The 17278-nt window shown below is 66.8% G+C and carries 15 protein-coding genes; 6 read left to right on the top strand and 9 right to left on the bottom strand.

What is annotated here, in order from left to right:
* Positions 1 to 125 precede the first annotated feature (125 nt).
* Complete coding sequence (gene suhB, locus DFQ59_RS05385; protein WP_114278666.1) at positions 126 to 923, top strand: inositol-1-monophosphatase; 798 nt, start codon at positions 126 to 128, stop codon at positions 921 to 923.
* A gap of 89 nt (positions 924 to 1012) precedes the next feature.
* Here suhB and secF read toward each other — a convergent pair whose 3' ends face one another.
* The 9 genes from secF to DFQ59_RS05345 form a co-directional block, all read right to left on the bottom strand.
* Entirely contained in the window at positions 1013 to 1954 is a 942-nt protein-coding gene (gene secF / locus DFQ59_RS05380) for a protein translocase subunit SecF (RefSeq protein ID WP_114278665.1), read from the bottom strand.
* Between the two features lie 12 nt (positions 1955 to 1966).
* Positions 1967 to 3829 (bottom strand): protein translocase subunit SecD, encoded by a 1863-nt coding sequence (secD, locus tag DFQ59_RS05375; RefSeq protein ID WP_114278664.1) that lies wholly within the window; start codon positions 3827 to 3829, stop codon positions 1967 to 1969.
* 17 nt (positions 3830 to 3846) lie between these two features.
* Positions 3847 to 4179 (bottom strand): preprotein translocase subunit YajC, encoded by a 333-nt coding sequence (yajC, locus tag DFQ59_RS05370; RefSeq protein ID WP_114278663.1) that lies wholly within the window; start codon positions 4177 to 4179, stop codon positions 3847 to 3849.
* A 39-nt stretch (positions 4180 to 4218) separates the two neighbouring features.
* Entirely contained in the window at positions 4219 to 5334 is a 1116-nt protein-coding gene (gene tgt, locus DFQ59_RS05365; RefSeq protein ID WP_114278662.1) for a tRNA guanosine(34) transglycosylase Tgt, read from the bottom strand.
* 35 nt (positions 5335 to 5369) lie between these two features.
* A complete protein-coding gene (locus tag DFQ59_RS05360) occupies positions 5370 to 6830 on the bottom strand; it encodes a sensor histidine kinase (protein WP_114278661.1) in 1461 nt (486 codons plus the stop codon).
* A 58-nt stretch (positions 6831 to 6888) separates the two neighbouring features.
* A complete protein-coding gene (locus tag DFQ59_RS05355; protein ID WP_114278660.1) occupies positions 6889 to 7461 on the bottom strand; it encodes a DUF2058 domain-containing protein in 573 nt (190 codons plus the stop codon).
* A 109-nt stretch (positions 7462 to 7570) separates the two neighbouring features.
* A complete protein-coding gene (queA, locus tag DFQ59_RS05350) occupies positions 7571 to 8623 on the bottom strand; it encodes a tRNA preQ1(34) S-adenosylmethionine ribosyltransferase-isomerase QueA (protein ID WP_114278659.1) in 1053 nt (350 codons plus the stop codon).
* A 163-nt stretch (positions 8624 to 8786) separates the two neighbouring features.
* On the bottom strand, positions 8787 to 8921 hold the full coding sequence (locus DFQ59_RS20475) for a hypothetical protein (protein ID WP_281268236.1): 135 nt from the start codon (positions 8919 to 8921) through the stop codon (positions 8787 to 8789).
* Positions 8922 to 9101: 180 nt separating this feature from the next.
* The gene (locus tag DFQ59_RS05345) at positions 9102 to 9863 is read right to left on the bottom strand and encodes an IclR family transcriptional regulator (RefSeq protein WP_245937197.1); all 762 of its coding nucleotides are present in this window, start codon (positions 9861 to 9863) and stop codon (positions 9102 to 9104) included.
* A 114-nt stretch (positions 9864 to 9977) separates the two neighbouring features.
* On the opposite strand from DFQ59_RS05345, the gene DFQ59_RS05340 reads away from it, so the two are divergent.
* The 5 genes from DFQ59_RS05340 (at position 9978) to DFQ59_RS05320 (ending at position 17252) form a co-directional block, all read left to right on the top strand.
* Positions 9978 to 12206, top strand: a complete 2229-nt coding sequence (locus tag DFQ59_RS05340) for a phosphoketolase family protein (RefSeq protein ID WP_114278658.1) — start codon at positions 9978 to 9980, stop codon at positions 12204 to 12206.
* A gap of 6 nt (positions 12207 to 12212) precedes the next feature.
* A complete protein-coding gene (locus DFQ59_RS05335; protein ID WP_114278657.1) occupies positions 12213 to 13568 on the top strand; it encodes a four-carbon acid sugar kinase family protein in 1356 nt (451 codons plus the stop codon).
* A 234-nt stretch (positions 13569 to 13802) separates the two neighbouring features.
* A complete protein-coding gene (locus tag DFQ59_RS05330; RefSeq protein ID WP_114278656.1) occupies positions 13803 to 14948 on the top strand; it encodes a substrate-binding domain-containing protein in 1146 nt (381 codons plus the stop codon).
* A 71-nt stretch (positions 14949 to 15019) separates the two neighbouring features.
* Positions 15020 to 15715 (top strand): TRAP transporter small permease subunit, encoded by a 696-nt coding sequence (locus DFQ59_RS05325; RefSeq protein WP_114278655.1) that lies wholly within the window; start codon positions 15020 to 15022, stop codon positions 15713 to 15715.
* Position 15716: 1 nt separating this feature from the next.
* Positions 15717 to 17252, top strand: a complete 1536-nt coding sequence (locus tag DFQ59_RS05320; protein ID WP_114278654.1) for a TRAP transporter large permease — start codon at positions 15717 to 15719, stop codon at positions 17250 to 17252.
* The last annotated feature ends 26 nt before the right edge of the window (positions 17253 to 17278 follow it).

Here is a 17278-nt window from a genome sequence, read left to right as displayed (position 1 = left end):
GGAAAGTGCGGAATTCTACCCCGGATTGCGCCGATTTCGCCGCCGGACGGCAACAACTGCCGCGCTGGCGCGCGCCCATGCTATTATTCGGCGTTTTCCAACGCAGTCGAGGGCTTCACCCACCCATGCACCCCCTGGTCAATATCGCCGTCAACGCCGCCCGCCGAGCCGGCAACGTCATCACCCGCGCCATTCCCAAGCTCGATGCCCTGCAGGTGCAGACGAAGGGGCGGCACGACTTCGTCAGCGACGTGGACCGCATGGCCGAGGCGGAGATCATCCAGGTCATCCGCAAGGCCTATCCCGATCACGCCATCCTGGCCGAGGAGAGCGGTGCCCAGGGCAGCGCCGAGGTGGTCTGGCTCATCGATCCCCTGGATGGCACCACCAACTTTCTGCACAACTTCCCCCACTATGCCGTCTCCATCGCGGTGCAGATCCGGGGCCGGCTCGAACACGGCATCATCTACGATCCCGTGCGCCAGGAACTGTTCACCGCCAGCCGCGGCTCGGGCGTCCAGCTCGATGGCCGGCGGGTGCGCGTCAGCCGTCTCAACGGCGTTGAGGGCGCACTGCTCGGCACCGGGTTCCCGTTCCGCCAGCCCCAGCGGCTGGAGGTCTACCTGAAGACCTTCAACGCCCTCTTCCCCCAGGCCGCGGACATCCGCCGCGCCGGCTCCGCGGCCCTGGATCTGGCCTACGTGGCGGCCGGTCGGCTGGACGGCTACTGGGAGTTCGGCCTGCAGCCCTGGGACATGGGCGCCGGCGCGCTGATGGTGCAGGAGTCCGGGGGCCTGGTGGGCGACTTCGGCGGCGGTTCCAACTTTCTCTCCAGCGGCAATATCGTGGCCGGCAGCCCGAAGGTCTTCAAGGGCATGCTCCAGGCCATCCATCCCTGCCTGCCGCCGGAGCTGCGCAAGTAACACCCCGGTCACCCCCGATGGGTGCAAAAAAAGACGCCCCGGCCGAGGCCGGGGCGTCTTTTTTGTGTCCGCCTGTCCCTCGGCGCGGCTCAGGGTTGTCCCCCGGCCTCCGCCCCCTCCTTCTTCGGCAGCACCAGGTCCTGCCTGCTCACACCCAGGGCGAGAGCGGCGAAGCTGGCCACGTAGATGGAGGAGTAGGTGCCGATCACGATGCCGAAGATGAGGGCGATGGCGAAGGCGTGGATGAGGGTTCCGCCCAGCAGGAACAGGGCCACCACCACGATGAGGGTGGTGCCCGAGGTCATGATGGTGCGTGACAGGGTCTGGGTCAGGGAACTGTTCACCACATCCATGGATGTTCCCTTGCGCAGCTTGCGGAAATTCTCGCGGATACGGTCGAACACCACCACCGTGTCATTCACCGAATAGCCGATGACCGCCAGCACCGCCGCCAGCACGGTAAGGTCGAACTCCACCTGCAGCAGCGAGAACAGCCCCAGGGTCAGCACCACGTCGTGCACCGTGGCCAGGATGGCCCCGGCGGAGAAGCGCCACTCGAAGCGGAAGGCGACGTAGATGAAGATGCCGATGAGGGCGTAGAGCATCGCCAGGCCGCCCTGCTCCACCAGCTGGTCACCCACCTGGGGGCCCACGAACTCCACCCGACGCACCTCCACCTTCTGCCCGGCGGCGCCATCCTGCAGCACCCGCAGTACCCGGGTGCTGAGGTCCGCGCTGCTCACGTCGGCGCGGGGGGCCAGCCGTACCAGGACATCGCGGGAGGTGCCGAAGTGCTGGGCCACCGCGTCGCCGAATTCCCCCTGCCGCAGGGTCTCGCGCACCCCGGCCAGGTCGACGGGGTTCTCGTAGCCCACCTCGATGAGGGTGCCGCCGGTGAAGTCGAGACCGAAGTTCAGCCCGCGGGTCGCCAGCAGGAGAATCGATGCCAGGACCAGGACGACCGACAGGATCACCATGGGCTTGCGCAGCCGCATGAAGTCGATCGTCCGGTTGATTCGAAAGAATTCCATGAGCTGAATCCCCTAGATGGACAGTTGCTTGACCCGGCGACCGCCGTAGATCAGGTTGATGACGGAGCGCGTGCCCATGATGGCCGTGAACATGGAAGTCACGATGCCGATGCTGAGGGTGACGGCGAACCCCTTGATGGGGCCGGTGCCGAAGCTGAACAGCACGATGGCGGCGATGAGCGTGGTGATGTTGGCATCGGCGATGGTGCCGAAGGCCCGTTCGTAGCCGGCATGGATGCTGGCCTGGGGCGTGTTGCCGTTGCGCATCTCCTCGCGTATGCGCTCGAAGATGAGCACGTTGGCGTCCACGGCCATGCCCACCGTGAGCAGGATGCCGGCGATGCCCGGCAGGGTCAGGGTGGCCTGCAGCATGGACAGGACGGCAACGATGAGCACCACGTTGGCCACCAGCGCCAGGTTCGCCACCAGCCCGAAGGCGCGGTAGTAGAGCGCCATGAAGATAATCACCGCGACCAGGCCCACCAGCGTGGCGATGAAGCCCTGGTTGATGTTCTCCTGGCCCAGGCTGGGTCCCACGGTGCGCTCCTCGACGATGTCGATGGGAGCGGCCAGGGCGCCGGCGCGCAGCAGCAGCGCCAGGTTGCGGGCCTCCTCGGTGCTGTCCAGACCGGTGACCTGGAAGCGCTTGCCGAGCTGTTCGCGGATGACGGCCACGTTGATGACCTCCTCCACGCGCAGCTTCTTCTTGACCTCCTTGCCGTCCACCACCGTGGTCTCGGTCTTGTTCTCGATGTAGACCACGGCCATCGGCTTGCCCACCTCCTCGGCGGTGGCCTTGCTGAAGATGCGCGCCCCCTTGCCGTCCAGGGTGATGAACACCGCCGGTGTGCCGGTCTGCTGCTCGATGCCCGAAGCCGCGTCGGTGATGTAGTCACCGGTGAGCATCACCTGGTTGCGGGTCAGGATCGGCCGCCCGTCCCGGTCGTGATAGAGCTTGGAGCCCGGCGGAACGCGCCCGGTCGACTGCGCCTCGTAGGCATCGTGGGTGTCGTCCACCATGCGGAACTCGAGCGTGGCGGTCGCGCCCAGGATCTCCTTCGCCCGCACGGTGTCCTGCACGCCCGGCAGCTGCACCACGATGCGGTTCTCGCCCTGCTGCTGGATGACCGGTTCCGCCACGCCCAGCTCGTTGACGCGGTTGCGCAGGGTGGTGATGTTCTGCTCCACCGAGAACTTGCGAATGTCCCGGGCCGCCTGCTCACGCATGGCCGCGTGCAGGAACACCCCTTCGGGCCGATCCTCGTCGATCAGCACCAGGTCGGCGAAACGGTCGCTGATGAAGGTCTCGGCCCTGGCCCGCTCCTCGGCATCGCGGAACTTGATGTCGATGCCGCCGCGGCCGGAGCGGCCGATGGTCAGGTAGCGGATCTTCTCCCCGCGCAGCTCCCCGCGCAGCTCCTCCACGTAGCGCTCCTCGGCCTGGGCAACCGCCGCGTCCATGTCCACCTCCATCAGGAAGTGGACACCGCCGCGCAGATCCAGCCCCAGGTACATGGGCAGCGCATGGATATCCAGCAGCCAGGCCGGCGTGGCCGGCGCCAGGTTGAGGGCCACCTGGTAGTCGGTGCCGAGGGCCTCGCGCACCACGTCGTAGGCTTCGAGCTGGGTCTCGGTGCTGCCGAAGCGCGCCAGCAGCTGGCGGCCGTCGTTCTCGATGGTCAGGGGCGGCAGTTTCGCCTGCTTCAGCGCCCCATTCACCTTCTCGACCAGGGCCTCGTCCACCGTGGCGCCGCGGTTGGCCGAGATCTGCAGCGCAGGATCCTCGCCGTAGATGTTGGGCAGCGCGAACAGGAGGCCGATCACCATGACCAGCGCGATCAGCACATATTTCCAGAGCGGGTATTTGTTGAGCATGACCGGGCGGGGATCCCTTACAGCGACTTGCTGGTGCCCTTGGGCATGAGCGAGGCGACCATCTGCTTCTGGACCTTCACCTCGATGCCCTCGGCGATTTCAACGACGACGAAATTCTCGCCCAGCTTGGTGATGCGGCCGAGCAGACCACCCGTGGTGACCACCTCGTCGCCCTTGGCCAGGTTTTCCACCATCTGCCGGTGCTCCTTGGCCCGCTTCTGCTGGGGGCGGATGAGCAGGAACCAGAAGACGATGAAGATGACGACGAGGGGGAGGAAACCGAGCAGGCTCGGCTCCTGGGCGGCTCCCGCCGGGGCCTGGGCCATGGCGTCTGCTATGAAGAAGCTCATTGGGATTTCCTTCTGACCATTGGTTGATGAAAGCCGGGATTATGACACAGGCGCGGGCCGTTGCGCGCGCCCGGCATAGAAGCGGGTGACGTAGTTCTCCAGTTCTCCGGCGGCGATGGCCTCCCGCAGTCCGCGCATCAGCACCTGGTAGTAATGGAGGTTGTGGATGGTGTTGAGCCGGGCGCCGAGGATCTCCCGGCAGCGATCCAGGTGATGGAGGTAGGCACGGCTGTAGTTGCGGCAGGTGTAGCAGCCGCACTGCTCGTCCAGCGGTCGCGGGTCGCCGCGGTTGGCCGCATTGCGAATCTTGACCACGCCGGTGGATGTGAACAGGTAGCCGTTGCGGGCATTCCGGGTCGGCATCACGCAGTCGAACATGTCCACGCCGCGGCGCACCGCCTCCACGATGTCCTCCGGCGTCCCGACGCCCATCAGGTAGCGGGGCCGGTCCGCCGGCAGTGCCGGCGCCGTGGCGTCGAGGATGCGCAGCATTTCCGCCTTCGGCTCACCGACCGAGAGGCCCCCGATGGCGTAGCCGTCGAACCCGATCTCCCGCAGCCCCGCCAGCGACTCCGCCCGCAGCTCCGGGTACATGCCGCCCTGGACGATGCCGAACAGGGCCGCCGGGTTGTCGCCGTGGGCCTCCCTGCTGCGCCGGGCCCAGCGCAGCGACAGCTCCATGGAGGCCCGGGCCGTGCGCTCATCGGCCGGATAGGGGGTGCACTCGTCGAAAATCATGACGATATCCGCGCCCAGGGCGCGCTGCACGGCCATCGACTCTTCCGGTCCGAGGAATACGCGGTCGCCGTTCACCGGCGACTGGAAAGTCACGCCCGCCTCGCTGATGCGGCGCATCGCACCCAGGCTGAACACCTGGAATCCCCCGGAATCGGTCAGGATGGGACCGTCCCAGTGCATGAAGTCGTGAAGATCGCCATGGGTCGCCACGACCCCGGTGCCCGGCCGCAGCATCAGGTGGAAGGTGTTGCCGAGAATGATCTCGGCCCCGGTGGCGCGCACCTCCTCCGGCGTCATGGCCTTCACGGTCCCGTAGGTGCCTACCGGCATGAAGGCCGGGGTTGCCACCGTCCCACGGGGGAAATGCAGCCGGCCGCGCCGGGCCATGCCGTCCTCTGCAACAAGCTCATACTTCATGTCTGATATCAATATATTATTTCTAGTATATGATTTTATTCGATATGCGTCGTGCCAGACGGGGGACATGGCAACACCACGGTAAAGCGGGTGCCGCCGCCATCCGCGTTGTCTGCCCGGATTTGACCACCATGGGCCACCACGATGTCGCGGCAGATGGCCAACCCCAGCCCGGCGCCGCTGCCCGCCATGCGCGTGCGGCTCGACTGCACGAACTTCTCGAAGATCCGTTCGGTCTCCCCTTCCGGAATCCCCACCCCGCAGTCGGTCACCGTCACGGCGACCGCGGGATGGCGCCCTCCCTGCCGGGACAGCTCGGCGGCCTGGAACCGTACCTCGATCGCGCTGCCGGCCGGGCTGTACTTGATGGCGTTGGAAAGCAGGTTGCGGATGACCTGCATGGTGCGATCCGGGTCGCACCAGACCTCCGTGACGGCGGTCTCCACCGTCAGGACCACTTCCTGACGGTGTTCGTCGAGGAGCACGCCGAACTCCTCCAGGGTCGCGCGCACCAGGTTGACCAGGTCGTAGGCGGCCAGCTCCAGCTCCAGCCGCCCGGCCTCGAGACGGGAGAGATCGAGCAGGTCGTTGAGCAGCGACAACAACCGCTGGCCGCTCTCCTGGACGACCCTGAAGTAGCTCTCGAGCCGATCGCGCCCGGCGTGGGAGGACTGTTCGACCCCCAGCCCCGCGAATCCCAGGATGGCGTGCATGGGCGTCCTGAGCTCGTGGGAGATGCTGGCCAGGAAGTGGCTCTTGGCCCGGTTGGCCGCCTCCGCCGCCTCCTTCGCCTGCTCCAGGTCCCAGGTGCGCTCGGCCACCAGCTGCTGCAGCCGATCCCGGTGCGCCCGCAAGGCCTCTTCCGCCTGCCGCCGCTCGACATTCTCCGCCTGCAACTCGGCCTTGAGGCGAATCAGCTCCCGGATCCCGGCATAGACGGCCAGTGCCTGGCGCACGATCTCCTGGTCGCTCTCCTCCTGCTCCAATGCGAGCGGCTGCTGTTCGCCATTGCCGCCCAGCAGCAGCACCAGTCGTTCCGCCGGATGACAGGCCCACAGCAGGCTGGCAACGCCCATGGCGTGGCGCAGACCGTCCATGACCGCCGGGTTCGAGGAGAAGTCGAGGGCTTCCGGGCAGTGGCCGCTGTCGCAACCGAGGTGGAGCTCGACGGGCGCCGCGCCGGCAGGAAAGCCCACCGCGCTCAGCACCCTGGCGGTGGAGCCGGACTCCTCGCAGGCCAGCATCAGGGCCCTGTCACGCCGCAGGGTCACCATCATGCGTTCCAGGAAGCTGATTGCGAGACTGCGCGGGTCAACCGCCTCCCCGGCGAGGCGGTTGAGCTCGCCCATGATCTCCGCAGTCGCACGATTGCGCCGCGCCTCCCGCCGGGACTGGGTCAGCGCCTGCTGCAGCTGCAGGATCCGGCTGCCCTGCTCGTCGCACTGGCGGCGGTAGAATTCGCGTTCCCGCGCAATCGAGTCCGGACTCTCGGTCATGGCCGCACGGGGACGGACTTCCCGGCAGGGTTGGCTGTGGCTGTGGACGTGGGCCTGTTCACCACATCAGGTCGTCCGGAACGGGGAAATCCGCATACGGGTCGTCTGCCTCCGGCGCCGGTTCGGGCTCGGCCCGGTGCACGAACAGCGTCGGCTCCAGGGCCAGGGCGCGATCCGCGACGGCATGCTCGACCAGGTAGTAGCCATTGTCCATGCCGATGATGGCGAGCCGCCCGGCGGCAAGCGCTTTCCGCTGCCCGGCATTCACGTAAATATGCCGGATGCGGGAATCCTGCACGAAGTTGTAGGCCAGGTCGCCGCCTTCGCGTTCCTGGGCGTTGCCCTGCAGGAGGTCGAGCACCTGGGCGGAGAGCGAGCGTTGTCGCCGCGCAGCCTCCCGTTCGGCGTTGAGCTCGCGGTCACGGGCGACCTTTGCCGCCTGCGCCATGGCGGCACGGTAGGCGGCCGAGTTCTTGTCCGCCAGGGACCCGCCGCCCTGCCCCTTCTTTTTCTTCTTCTTGCCCTTGGACTGCTGCTTGCGTTCCGCGGCGACCTTGCGCCCGGCTTCCCGGGCCTGGTCCTGCGTGGCCAGGCCGGCTTTCAGCAGCTGTTCCCTGAGATCGTTACCCATGGTTCCGTTTCCTGTTTCTCCTGCCCGACACCGGCATTCTCCCCATCCACGACCGGATTGGAACCCCGGCGGCCGCGAAGGTTCGGCTCCGGAGAGATCGATACATGCGTCAATCCGGTTCCGGCTCGTCGTCGAACCGTTGCGGGGTGAGGAACATCGCGTCACCGTAACTGAAGAAGCGGTAGCGCTGTTCCACCGCGTGCCGGTAGGCCGTCATCACGTTGTCGTGGCCGGCGAAGGCCGCCACCAGCATCAGCAGGGTCGACCCGGGCAGGTGAAAATTGGTAATGAGGGCATCCACCGCCCGGAAGCGGTAGCCCGGGTAGATGAAGATATCCGTGTCACCCTGGAACGGCTCCAGTTCACCGTTGCGGGCGGCGGTCTCGAGACTGCGCACGCTCGTGGTCCCCACCGCGACCACCCTGCCGCCGTGCGCCCGCACCGCGCGGACGCGCTCGCAGGTCTCCTCGCCCACCTCCACGTACTCGGCGTGCATGACATGCTCTTCGATGCGATCGACCCGGACCGGCTGGAAGGTCCCGGCCCCCACGTGCAGGGTGACGAAGGTGCTCTCCACACCCCGGGCCGCCAGGCGCTCCAGCAGGGCCGCGTCGAAATGAAGCCCGGCGGTGGGCGCCGCCACCGCCCCGTGACGGCGGGCAAAGACCGTCTGGTAGCGCTCCCTGTCCAGCGCCTCCACCTCCCGATCGATATACGGCGGCAGGGGAATCCGCCCCACCGCCTCGAGCAGCTCCAGCAGCGGCCGGTCGGCGTCGAAATAGAGCAGGAACAGGGCGCCGTCCCGGCCCAGGACCTCCACCTCCACCTCGCCTTCCAGCCGCAGCAGGGTTCCGGGCCGGGGCGCCTTGCTGGCGCGCACGTGCGCCAGGGCGTGGCGGGCGTCGATGATGCGCTCGACGAGCACCTCCACCCGGCCCCCGCTGGACTTCTCCCCCAGCAGGCGCGCGGGTATGACCCGGGTGTCGTTGAACACCAGCAGGTCTCCCGGGTGGAGGAGTTCGACCAGGTCGGTGAACATGCGATCCTGGAGCGACCCCGTCTCGCCTTCCAGGCACAGCAGGCGACTGGCACTGCGAAGGTCGGCGGGATAGCGTGCGATCAGGTCGTCAGGCAGTTCGAAATGGAATTCGCTGGACAGCACGGCAGCAGATCGGTGGCGGCAAAGCGCTGAATATTAACGGACGCTGGTGCTGCTGTCATTCCTGGAGATGGGTGGTGGGCGCGCCAGGTCAACAACCGATCAAGCATCTCCGCCAACGCCGGCCCCGCCACCCTCGCAGGCCGCGGTCCCGCACCATGGTGAATCAGTGGTTGAGCAGGGTAACGAGAAAATAGCCGGGAATCACCACCACGACAGCGAGTATTCCGTAGATGAGCCAGGGGCAGATGCCACCCAGGCTGTTGCAGGCCCGTTTGAGCCGACAGGTCCGACAGGTCATGGCTTTCCCTCGCGGTGAATTCTTGTTGCCAGGCAACCTCCCTGTCGCCCCGGCCCGGGACGTCCGCTCTCGACCGGGCCTTCATCCGGCTGTCACACACCGGTGGTCTACCTCTTTTTACAACATTTGCACCGCCTACGAACACCCCTTGTCCAGTGTGGTTATCTCCACCCGGAGCGTTCATCCCCCTTCGGGCGCATGGCCAAGCCGGGCCGAGATTCGCCGTCCCGCCTCCACCACCAGCGGTATCCATTCCTCCCGACGGCGATCGATGGGCGCGGAGATGGACAGTCCGGCCACGGCGTGGCCGTTGTTGTCGCGGATGAGCACCCCGATGCAGCCCACGCCCATCTCGGCCTCCTCGTCATCCAGGGCCCACCCCCGGGCAGTGGCCTCGCGAACTTCACGGACCAGGCTTTCCACCTCCGCCAGGGTATTGCGGGTATAGGAAGGCAGCCGGGTCCGTTCCGCGTAGGCGCGCACTCCCGCCTCCCCCTCCACTCCGAGCAACAACTTGCCCACCGCGGTCACATGCAGCGGAGCGCGGCTGCCCACCACCTGCTCCACGCGCATCATCCGGCTCGGGGTGAAACGCTCCACGTAGACCACCTCGTCACGATCCCGCAGGGTGAGATTCACCGTCTCGCCGATCTCGTTGCGCAGCCACTCCATGATGGGCGGCGCCTCCCGGCGCACATCCAGATGGGTGCCCACCTTGGCGGCCAGCTGCAGCAGACGGATACCAAGCCGGTAGTTGCCGGTGGGGCTGCGCTCCACGTAGCTGTTGGCGATGAGGGAGCCCAGGATACGGAACGCCGTGGAGGGGTGCAGGCCGGAGTCGGCGGCGAGCACCTTCAGGCTCGCCTCCCCGCCGGCCCGGGCGATGGCGTCCAGGAGGGATGCGGCACGATCGATGACCTGTATCGAGGAAGCTGGCTTCATGAATTTCACCATGTGAAAACGATTGTGTATTGTGGAATTGTAGTCGCCCCGCTATGGTTGGACCAGAAAATTTCTGTATGCCGCCATTACCTGCCAAACAGTGGGGAGACGAACATGAGCAGCGCCACCGTCATCAGCAAGTCCGCCGAAGACCACGCCCCGGATTTCTGCTCGGGCATCGACCACTTCGGGGGCCCATGGCCCGACTTCACCCGCCTGGCCCACACCGCGGCGATCCCCGAAGGCGCCACGGCAGTGGCCGACCCGACCGCTCCGGAGTCGATCTACCAGACCCTGCTGATGGCCGACGCCCTGCGTTACCTGACCCTGCAGGTGACCGGTGCCAAGGCCTCCGGCCATCCCGGCGGCTTCGCCAGCAGCGCCGACGCCTATGCGGCCCTGGTGATGCTGGGCCACACCAACATCGTCACCGAGGTGGGCCACCACGCGCCGGGGTTCTACAGCGCGATGTTCCTCGATACCTCCCTGGAGGAGATGGGCATCCACACCGTTTCCGACCTGCGCGAACGCTTTCGCGAGCGCCACGGTCTGCTGGGGCACCTCTCCGGCGCCATTCCCGGCATCCTCGCTCCCGCCGGTCCGCTCGGCCAGGGCCAGCACTTCGCCATGGCCGGCGCCCTGCTCCACCCCGGCACCCTGTTCCCCTGCACCCTCGGCGACGGCGGCTTCGGGGAGCCCTATGTGCTCTCCTCCATGATGCATTTCAACACCGCCTATCCCCAGGCCACCAACTTCCTGCCGGTGCTGATCTGGAACGGCTACAGCCAGGAACACCACTCCATGGTCTCCAACCTCAGCAATGAGCAGATGGTGGCCTACTGGAAGGGACACGGTTTCCAGGAGGTGGTGCTGGTGGATGCCCGGGACTTCGACGATTCCGGCCAGGAAGGTCCCTATGTGGACAGCACCCACTTCTCCCATGCCGCACGGCTGGCCTTCACCGGCGCGGTGCTCGCCGGCATGGATCGCGCCGCACGCTCGGCCCTGGGCGGACGCCTGACCGCCTTCATCGTCAAGCAGCTCAAGGGTGCCGGCGTCCATACCGTGGGTTCCAAGTCCCACAACCTGTACCCGGCCGACACCCTGGACCAGCCCCACATGATCGAGGGGCTGAAGCGCCGCGCCCTGAGCCCCGCGGCCTGGAGAGTCGTGCGCGAGAATTTCGTCCGCGCGGGCGGCGGGCCCGCCGTGCGTACCGTGGTCACCGAGCGGGTGCTGGATCTGCCCCCCCTCGGAAAGCTGCCCTGCAAGGAGTTCTCCAGGGACGAGAAGGCGGTGCCCTCCACGGCCATGGGCGCCCTGGTGGCGGCCGTGGGCGGCGCCGATCCCCGCTTCGTGGTGACCAACGCCGACGGCAACGAGGCCTCCGGCATGAAGAACATCAACGAGGCGCTCAAGATTCGCCACCCCAACACCGACCCGCTCTACAACCAGGAGCCGGCCGGACAGGTCTATGAACCGCTCAACGAGGATGCCTGCGCGGGCCTGGCCGCCGGCCTGTCCCTGTTCGGCTCGCGCGCCCTGTGGCTCTCCTACGAGAGCTTCGCCATCAACGGCTGGCCCATCGTGCAGACGGTCACCCAGGCCATGGCCGAGTTGCGCCGGCGCACCCCCTCGGTGGTGTGCATGTTCACCGCCGGCGCCCTGGAGCAGGGCCGTAACGGCTGGACCCACCAGCGTCCGGAGATCGAGAACTACTTCGGCGCCATGATGCGCAACGGCAACGTCTACCCGCTGTTCCCCTGTGACGCCAACACCATCCAGGTGGCCTACGAATGGGCCACCAACAGCTGGAACAAGGGCATGGTGATCATCGCCTCCAAGAGCCCGCTGCCGATCCATCTCACCCTGGAGGAGGCCCGAAACGGGGTCGAGAACGGCGCCGCCGTGCTCTACGAGAGCGCTGCCGGCGACCGCGGGACCGTGGTCTTCGCCGTCACCGGCGACATGGTGCTGCTGCCGGTGTTCGAAGCCCGCGACCGGCTCGAGGCGGACGGCTACCGGGTGCGGATCGTGGCGGTCATCAACCCGAGGCGGCTCTACCGTCCCCTGGACGTGGCCTGGGACAGCGTCTCCGAGCCGGACAACGCCTTCATGGACGACGATCACTTCAATGCCCTGTTCGACGGCGATGCCCTGTTGGCGGTCAGCGGCGGCCCGAGCGCCCCGCTGGAGCCGGTGCTGCTGCGCACCCGCGCCCCGCGCCGGGAGGTGTTCGCCTGGAAGCGCGGCGAGACCACCGCCTCCCCGGCGGAGCTCATGGAGCTCAACGGCATCACCGCCGGGACATTGAGCGGCCGGGTGCGGGACCTGCTGGGCTGATCGCCGATGGCCGCGACCAAGATCATAGTGCTGGACGACGATCCCACCGGGTCGCAGACGGTTCATGGCTGCCTGCTGCTCACCCGCTGGGACGAGGCGACCCTGCGCGAGGCGATTCTGGACGAATCACCACTGTTCTTCGTCCTCACCAACACCCGCGGCATGGACGCCGCACGGGCCGCGGCGGTCACCCGGGAAGTGTGCGGCAACCTGAGCCGGGCGCTGGGCGCTCTCGCCGCCCGGGGACACCCCGTCAACCCGATCCTGGTCAGCCGCTCCGACTCGACCCTGCGCGGCCACTACCCGGTGGAGACCGATGTGATCGCCGCGGAGCTGGGGCCCTTCGACGCCCACTTCCTGGTGCCCGCCTTCTTCGAGGCCGGGCGCATCACCCGCGGCAGCGTCCACTACCTGGTGGTGGACGGGCGGGAGGTGCCGGTGCACGAGACGGAGTTCGCCCGGGACTCGGTGTTCGGCTATCGCCACAGCTTCCTCCCCGACTATGTGGAGGAGAAGACCGGCGGCCGGATCCCCGCCAGCCGGGTGGAGCGGTTCCTGCTCGCGGACGTGCGCGGCGACATCCGGGCGCGGCTGCTGGCCCTGGAGGGCAACGCCTGCTGCGTGGTGGACGCCGAAAAGCAGGCGGATCTGGACCACTTCTGCCGCCAGCTCCAGGCCGCCGCCGGGGAGGGCCGCCGCTTCCTGTTCCGCAGCGCCGCCAGCCTGCTCACATCCCTGGCCGCCCTGCCGCCCCAGCCGGTGGCGCCGGACGCCATGGCCGCCTACGTCCGCGGCGGACGTCCCGGCGCCGTGGTGGTGGGCTCCCACGTGCGCAAGACCACCGAGCAGCTGGAGGCACTGCTGCGGGAGCCGGGCACGGTGCCGCTGGAAGTGGATGTGGATCGCCTGGAGAGGGAACGGGCGACCATGCTGGAGGAGATCCTGGAACGGGCCGCCGCGGCCCACGCCGCGGGCGGTACGGCGGTGATATACACCAGCCGCACCGAGCGCACCTTCGCCGATACCGCGGTGCGGCTCGCCTTCGGCGAACGGGTCTCCGATTTTCTGATGGACATAATCCGCGGCCTGCCGGAGAGCCTGGGCTTTCTCATCAGCAAGGGCGGCATCACCTCCAACGACACCCTGGCCCGGGGCCTCGCCCTGCGCAGCAGCCGGGTGGTGGGCCAGATCCTGCCCGGTTGCTCGGTGGTGCGCTGCCCGGCGGACCATCCCCGCTACCCCGACCTGCCGGTGGTCATATTCCCCGGCAACGTGGGCGATGCCGGGGCGCTGGCGGAGGCCTACCGCCGCCTGGCTCCCGCGGCGGTGGCGAGGCAAGGGGCACGGGAGGCCCGGAACTGATACAGGTTTCCGTTCACCATGTAAACACGTGTGAACAATTGCCAGAACAAGAGCGCAAAGCGCCGAGGGTCGCATAAGCTTCAACGAGAATAAGAATCAGGCGTCCAACAACAGACTACAACGGACGCCGGACAGAGGGCCGCAGCCAGACGGCCCCAGGGAGCTGCCCGCAGTTCCCAGGCAGGCGACGGCCCGTGGCCGTGGCCAAACCGCGCAACCGATGGAGGAACAAGCATGAAAGACGACCAGAAGCCCCAGGCACCGGAAGGGACGGGGTCCCCCGAGCGGACGGGCCGCCGCAACTTCCTCAAGAGCGCCGCTGCCGTGGGTGGCGTTGCCATTCTAGGCGCCCCCTACATCCGCAACGCCGAGGCCGCCAAGGGCCAGACCTGGAAGGTGCAGACCACCTGGGACGCCGGCACCACCGGCTACACCCTGTTCGAGGAGTGGTGCAACGGCTTCGAGGAGAAATCCGACGGCGAGCTCACCGTCAAGCCCTTCCCCGCCAAGGCCGTGGCCGCCGACAACAACGCCCTGTTCGAGGCGGTGCAGACCGGGGTGCTGCAGGGCATGAATCCCTTCACCCTCTACTGGGCCGGCAAGATTCCCGCCTCGGTGTTCCTCTCCTCCTACCCGGTGGGCCCCGATCAGCCGGCCCAGTGGGACACCCTGTACCTCGGGCTGGGCATGCGCGAGATGGCCCGCGACATCTACGCCAAGCATGGCCTGTTCTACGTCGGCCACATCCACCACGACGCCAACATCATCCACTCCAAGGTGCCGGTGAACAGCGTGGCCGACTTCCAGGGCCTGAAGCTGCGCGTGCCGGGCGGCATGGTCTCGGAGGTGTTCCAGGCCTTCGGCGCCAGCACCGTCAGCCTGCCCGGTTCCGATATCTTCCCGGCGCTGGAGAAGGGCACCATCGACGCGGCCGATTACGTGGGCCCGGCGGTCAACTGGGACCTCGGCTTCGCCCAGGTCGCCAAGTACATCCTCTTCGGCCCCCCCGGCCTGATGTCCATCTACCAGCCCGTCGACCTCATGGACCTCACCGTCAACCTGGGCGCCTGGAAGCGCCTGTCGCCCAAGGTGCAGCAGTTCGTCGAGGAGCAGGTGGCCGCCTACTCCCTGCACCACTACGTGACCATCCAGAAGCGCAACGTGGAGGCGATGAAGAAGTTCAAGGATGCGGGCAGCATCGTGTCGCGCCTCAGCGGCGAGGATGTGGAGGAATTCCGCCGCAAGGCCATCCCCATCTGGTTCAAGTGGGCCAGCAAGGACGAGGACGCCAAGCGGGTGTTCAAGCTGCAGCTCGACTACATGATGAACGACATCATGGGGTACGTGACCCCCGAGGACATCAAGGGCTACAGCCTGTAGCCCCCACTGCCACGGTTCCGGCGGGCGGATTGCCGCCCGCCGGCGTTTCCTCCACCCTGGAGTCACGCATCATGTCACAGGAACTGCACGGTTTCGGATTCGTGCTGCCCCACTGGTTCTACTGGGGCTGGCTGGTGATCATGCCCATCATCCTCATGTTCTTCACGCGCCGGCGCGGCGATGCACCGGCCGTGGCGCCCGCCCCCGACGAGGCGCTGGACATCGACCTGCTGGCCGAGGAAGACCCGGCGCTGCATGCCCCCGGCAACCGCTTCACCCGCGTCGTGGACTGGATCAGCAACATGTCCGGCATCTTCGTGGCGTTCTGGACCGTCAATGCCGTGTGCGCCTACTTCTATGAAGTGGTGATGCGCTATCTCTTCAACATGCCCACCATCTGGGTGCACGAGTCCTCCTACCTTCTGTTCGGCATGCAGTATCTGCTCGCCGGGGCCTTCGCCCTGCTCCACGGCGCCCATGTGCGGGTGGACATCCTCTATGTGAAGCTGCCCGTGCGCGGGCGGGTGGGCATGGACATCTTCACCTCGGTGTTCTTCTTCATCTTCGCCGCGGCATTGATGGGCACCTCGTGGAAGTTCTTCATGAATTCCTACGGGATGGGCGAAACCACCGTGGAGACCTGGGGCATTCAGTACTGGCCGGTGAAGGGGATGATGCTGCTCGGCGCAATCCTCATCACCCTGGCCGGCCTGTCGAAACTCATCAAGGACATCCAGCTGTTCCGCAGTCTCGGGGAGGAAGTCTGACATGAATGCAGCAACCGCATCCGCCCCGAATCCAAGCCTGATGGGCCGGTTCTGGACCTGGGCCATGATCCTGGCCAGCGTCGCCCTGCTGCTGGTGGTGGCGGTGGAAGTGATCAACATCGCCTTCTACGACCCTTACGGGGATGAATACTTCCTGTTCCGCAGCGCCGGCATCCTCGGCGATACCGACATCGCCGAGCTGACCATCATCATGTTCGGCAGCCTGCTGGTGCTGCTGATGCTCGGTCTGCCACTGGCCTTCGTCACCGGCGGCCTGGGTGTGGTCTTCATCTATCTGATCGGCGACCAGGTGATGCTCAACATCATCCCCAGCCGCATCTTCCCGATGATGACCAACTCGGATCTGGCCGCCATCCCGCTGTTCATCTTCATGGCCTCCATGCTGGAGCGGGCGGGCCTCATCGAGGAGATGTTCGATGTGGTCTACAAGTGGATGGGCGGCCTGCGCGGCGGCCTGGCCGCGGCCACCATCATCGCCTCCACCCTGCTCGCGGCCATGGTGGGCGTCATCGGCGCGGCGGTGGTGACCATGGGCATCATCGCCCTGCCGGCCATGCTCAAGCGCAAGTACGACCCGCAGATCGCGCTCGGCTCCATCATGGCCGGTGGCACCCTCGGCATCCTGATCCCGCCCTCCATCCTGGCCATTCTCTACGCCGTGGTGGCCCAGCAGTCGGTGGGCGAGCTCTACCTGGGCGCCATCATTCCCGGCCTGATGCTCTCGGGCATGTACATCGCCTATGTACTCTTCCGCACCTGGCTCAACCCGGCCCTGGGGCCCGCCATGCCCAAGGAGGAGCGCATCGGCATGCGGGAGAAGATTCTCCTCGTGCGCCAGCTCATCGCCCCGACCGTGCTGGTGTTCCTGGTGCTGGGCCTGCTGTTCGCCGGCGTCGCCACCCCGGTGGAAGCCGCCGGCATCGGCTCCTTCGGCGCCATCATCGTGGCCATGCTGCACAAGCGCTTCAACCTGGAGGCGCTGAAGTCGGCCTCCATCACCACAGTGAAGGCCTCGGCCATGGTGCTGTGGATCATCTTCGGCGCCTCCATCTTCGTGGGCTTCTACATCCTCCAGGGCGGCCAGGCCTTCATCACCGAGACCCTGCTCGGCACCGGACTCTCCTCCTACGGCATCCTGTTCCTGATGATGGTGCTGCTGGTGGTGCTGGGCATGTTCCTCGACTGGGTCGGCATCCTGCTCCTGGCGGTGCCCATCTTCGTACCCATCATCAAGAGCCTCAGCTTCGACGGCCTGTTCGGCCTGCCGGGGGTCCCCGCCGACGACGTGGCGCTCTGGTTCGGCGTCATCTACCTGGTGAACATGCAGATGTCGTTCCTGAGTCCGCCCTTCGGCTACGCCCTGTTCTACATCCGCGGGGTCTGCCCGCCGGAGATCAGCATGGCCACCATCTTCAAGTCCTCGCTGATCTTCCTGCTGCTGCAGACCGTGGGGCTGGTGCTGTGCGTGCTGATTCCGGGCCTGAGCGTCTGGCTGCCGAACCTGGTGTACGGTTAAAGTCGGTGAATCGCGTCGCTCCCGGA

Source organism: Thioalbus denitrificans (assembly GCF_003337735.1).
Classification (GTDB): domain Bacteria; phylum Pseudomonadota; class Gammaproteobacteria; order DSM-26407; family DSM-26407; genus Thioalbus; species Thioalbus denitrificans.
This window is presented reverse-complemented; position numbering and strand designations above follow the sequence as displayed.

Excerpts from the sequence above, each read along its gene's own strand:
- DFQ59_RS05330 (WP_114278656.1), top strand. The coding sequence starts at position 13,803 with ATGAAAGACGACCAGAAGCCCCAGGCACCGGAAGGGACGGGGTCCCCC.
- DFQ59_RS05340 (WP_114278658.1), top strand. The coding sequence starts at position 9,978 with ATGAGCAGCGCCACCGTCATCAGCAAGTCCGCCGAAGACCACGCCCCG.
- DFQ59_RS05325 (WP_114278655.1), top strand. The coding sequence starts at position 15,020 with ATGTCACAGGAACTGCACGGTTTCGGATTCGTGCTGCCCCACTGGTTC.
- DFQ59_RS05360 (WP_114278661.1), bottom strand. The coding sequence starts at position 6,830 with ATGACCGAGAGTCCGGACTCGATTGCGCGGGAACGCGAATTCTACCGC.
- DFQ59_RS05335 (WP_114278657.1), top strand. The coding sequence starts at position 12,213 with ATGGCCGCGACCAAGATCATAGTGCTGGACGACGATCCCACCGGGTCG.
- tgt (WP_114278662.1), bottom strand. The coding sequence starts at position 5,334 with ATGAAGTATGAGCTTGTTGCAGAGGACGGCATGGCCCGGCGCGGCCGG.
- DFQ59_RS05320 (WP_114278654.1), top strand. The coding sequence starts at position 15,717 with ATGAATGCAGCAACCGCATCCGCCCCGAATCCAAGCCTGATGGGCCGG.
- yajC (WP_114278663.1), bottom strand. The coding sequence starts at position 4,179 with ATGAGCTTCTTCATAGCAGACGCCATGGCCCAGGCCCCGGCGGGAGCC.
- DFQ59_RS05355 (WP_114278660.1), bottom strand. The coding sequence starts at position 7,461 with ATGGGTAACGATCTCAGGGAACAGCTGCTGAAAGCCGGCCTGGCCACG.
- DFQ59_RS20475 (WP_281268236.1), bottom strand. The coding sequence starts at position 8,921 with ATGACCTGTCGGACCTGTCGGCTCAAACGGGCCTGCAACAGCCTGGGT.
- DFQ59_RS05345 (WP_245937197.1), bottom strand. The coding sequence starts at position 9,863 with ATGAAGCCAGCTTCCTCGATACAGGTCATCGATCGTGCCGCATCCCTC.
- suhB (WP_114278666.1), top strand. The coding sequence starts at position 126 with ATGCACCCCCTGGTCAATATCGCCGTCAACGCCGCCCGCCGAGCCGGC.
- secF (WP_114278665.1), bottom strand. The coding sequence starts at position 1,954 with ATGGAATTCTTTCGAATCAACCGGACGATCGACTTCATGCGGCTGCGC.
- secD (WP_114278664.1), bottom strand. The coding sequence starts at position 3,829 with ATGCTCAACAAATACCCGCTCTGGAAATATGTGCTGATCGCGCTGGTC.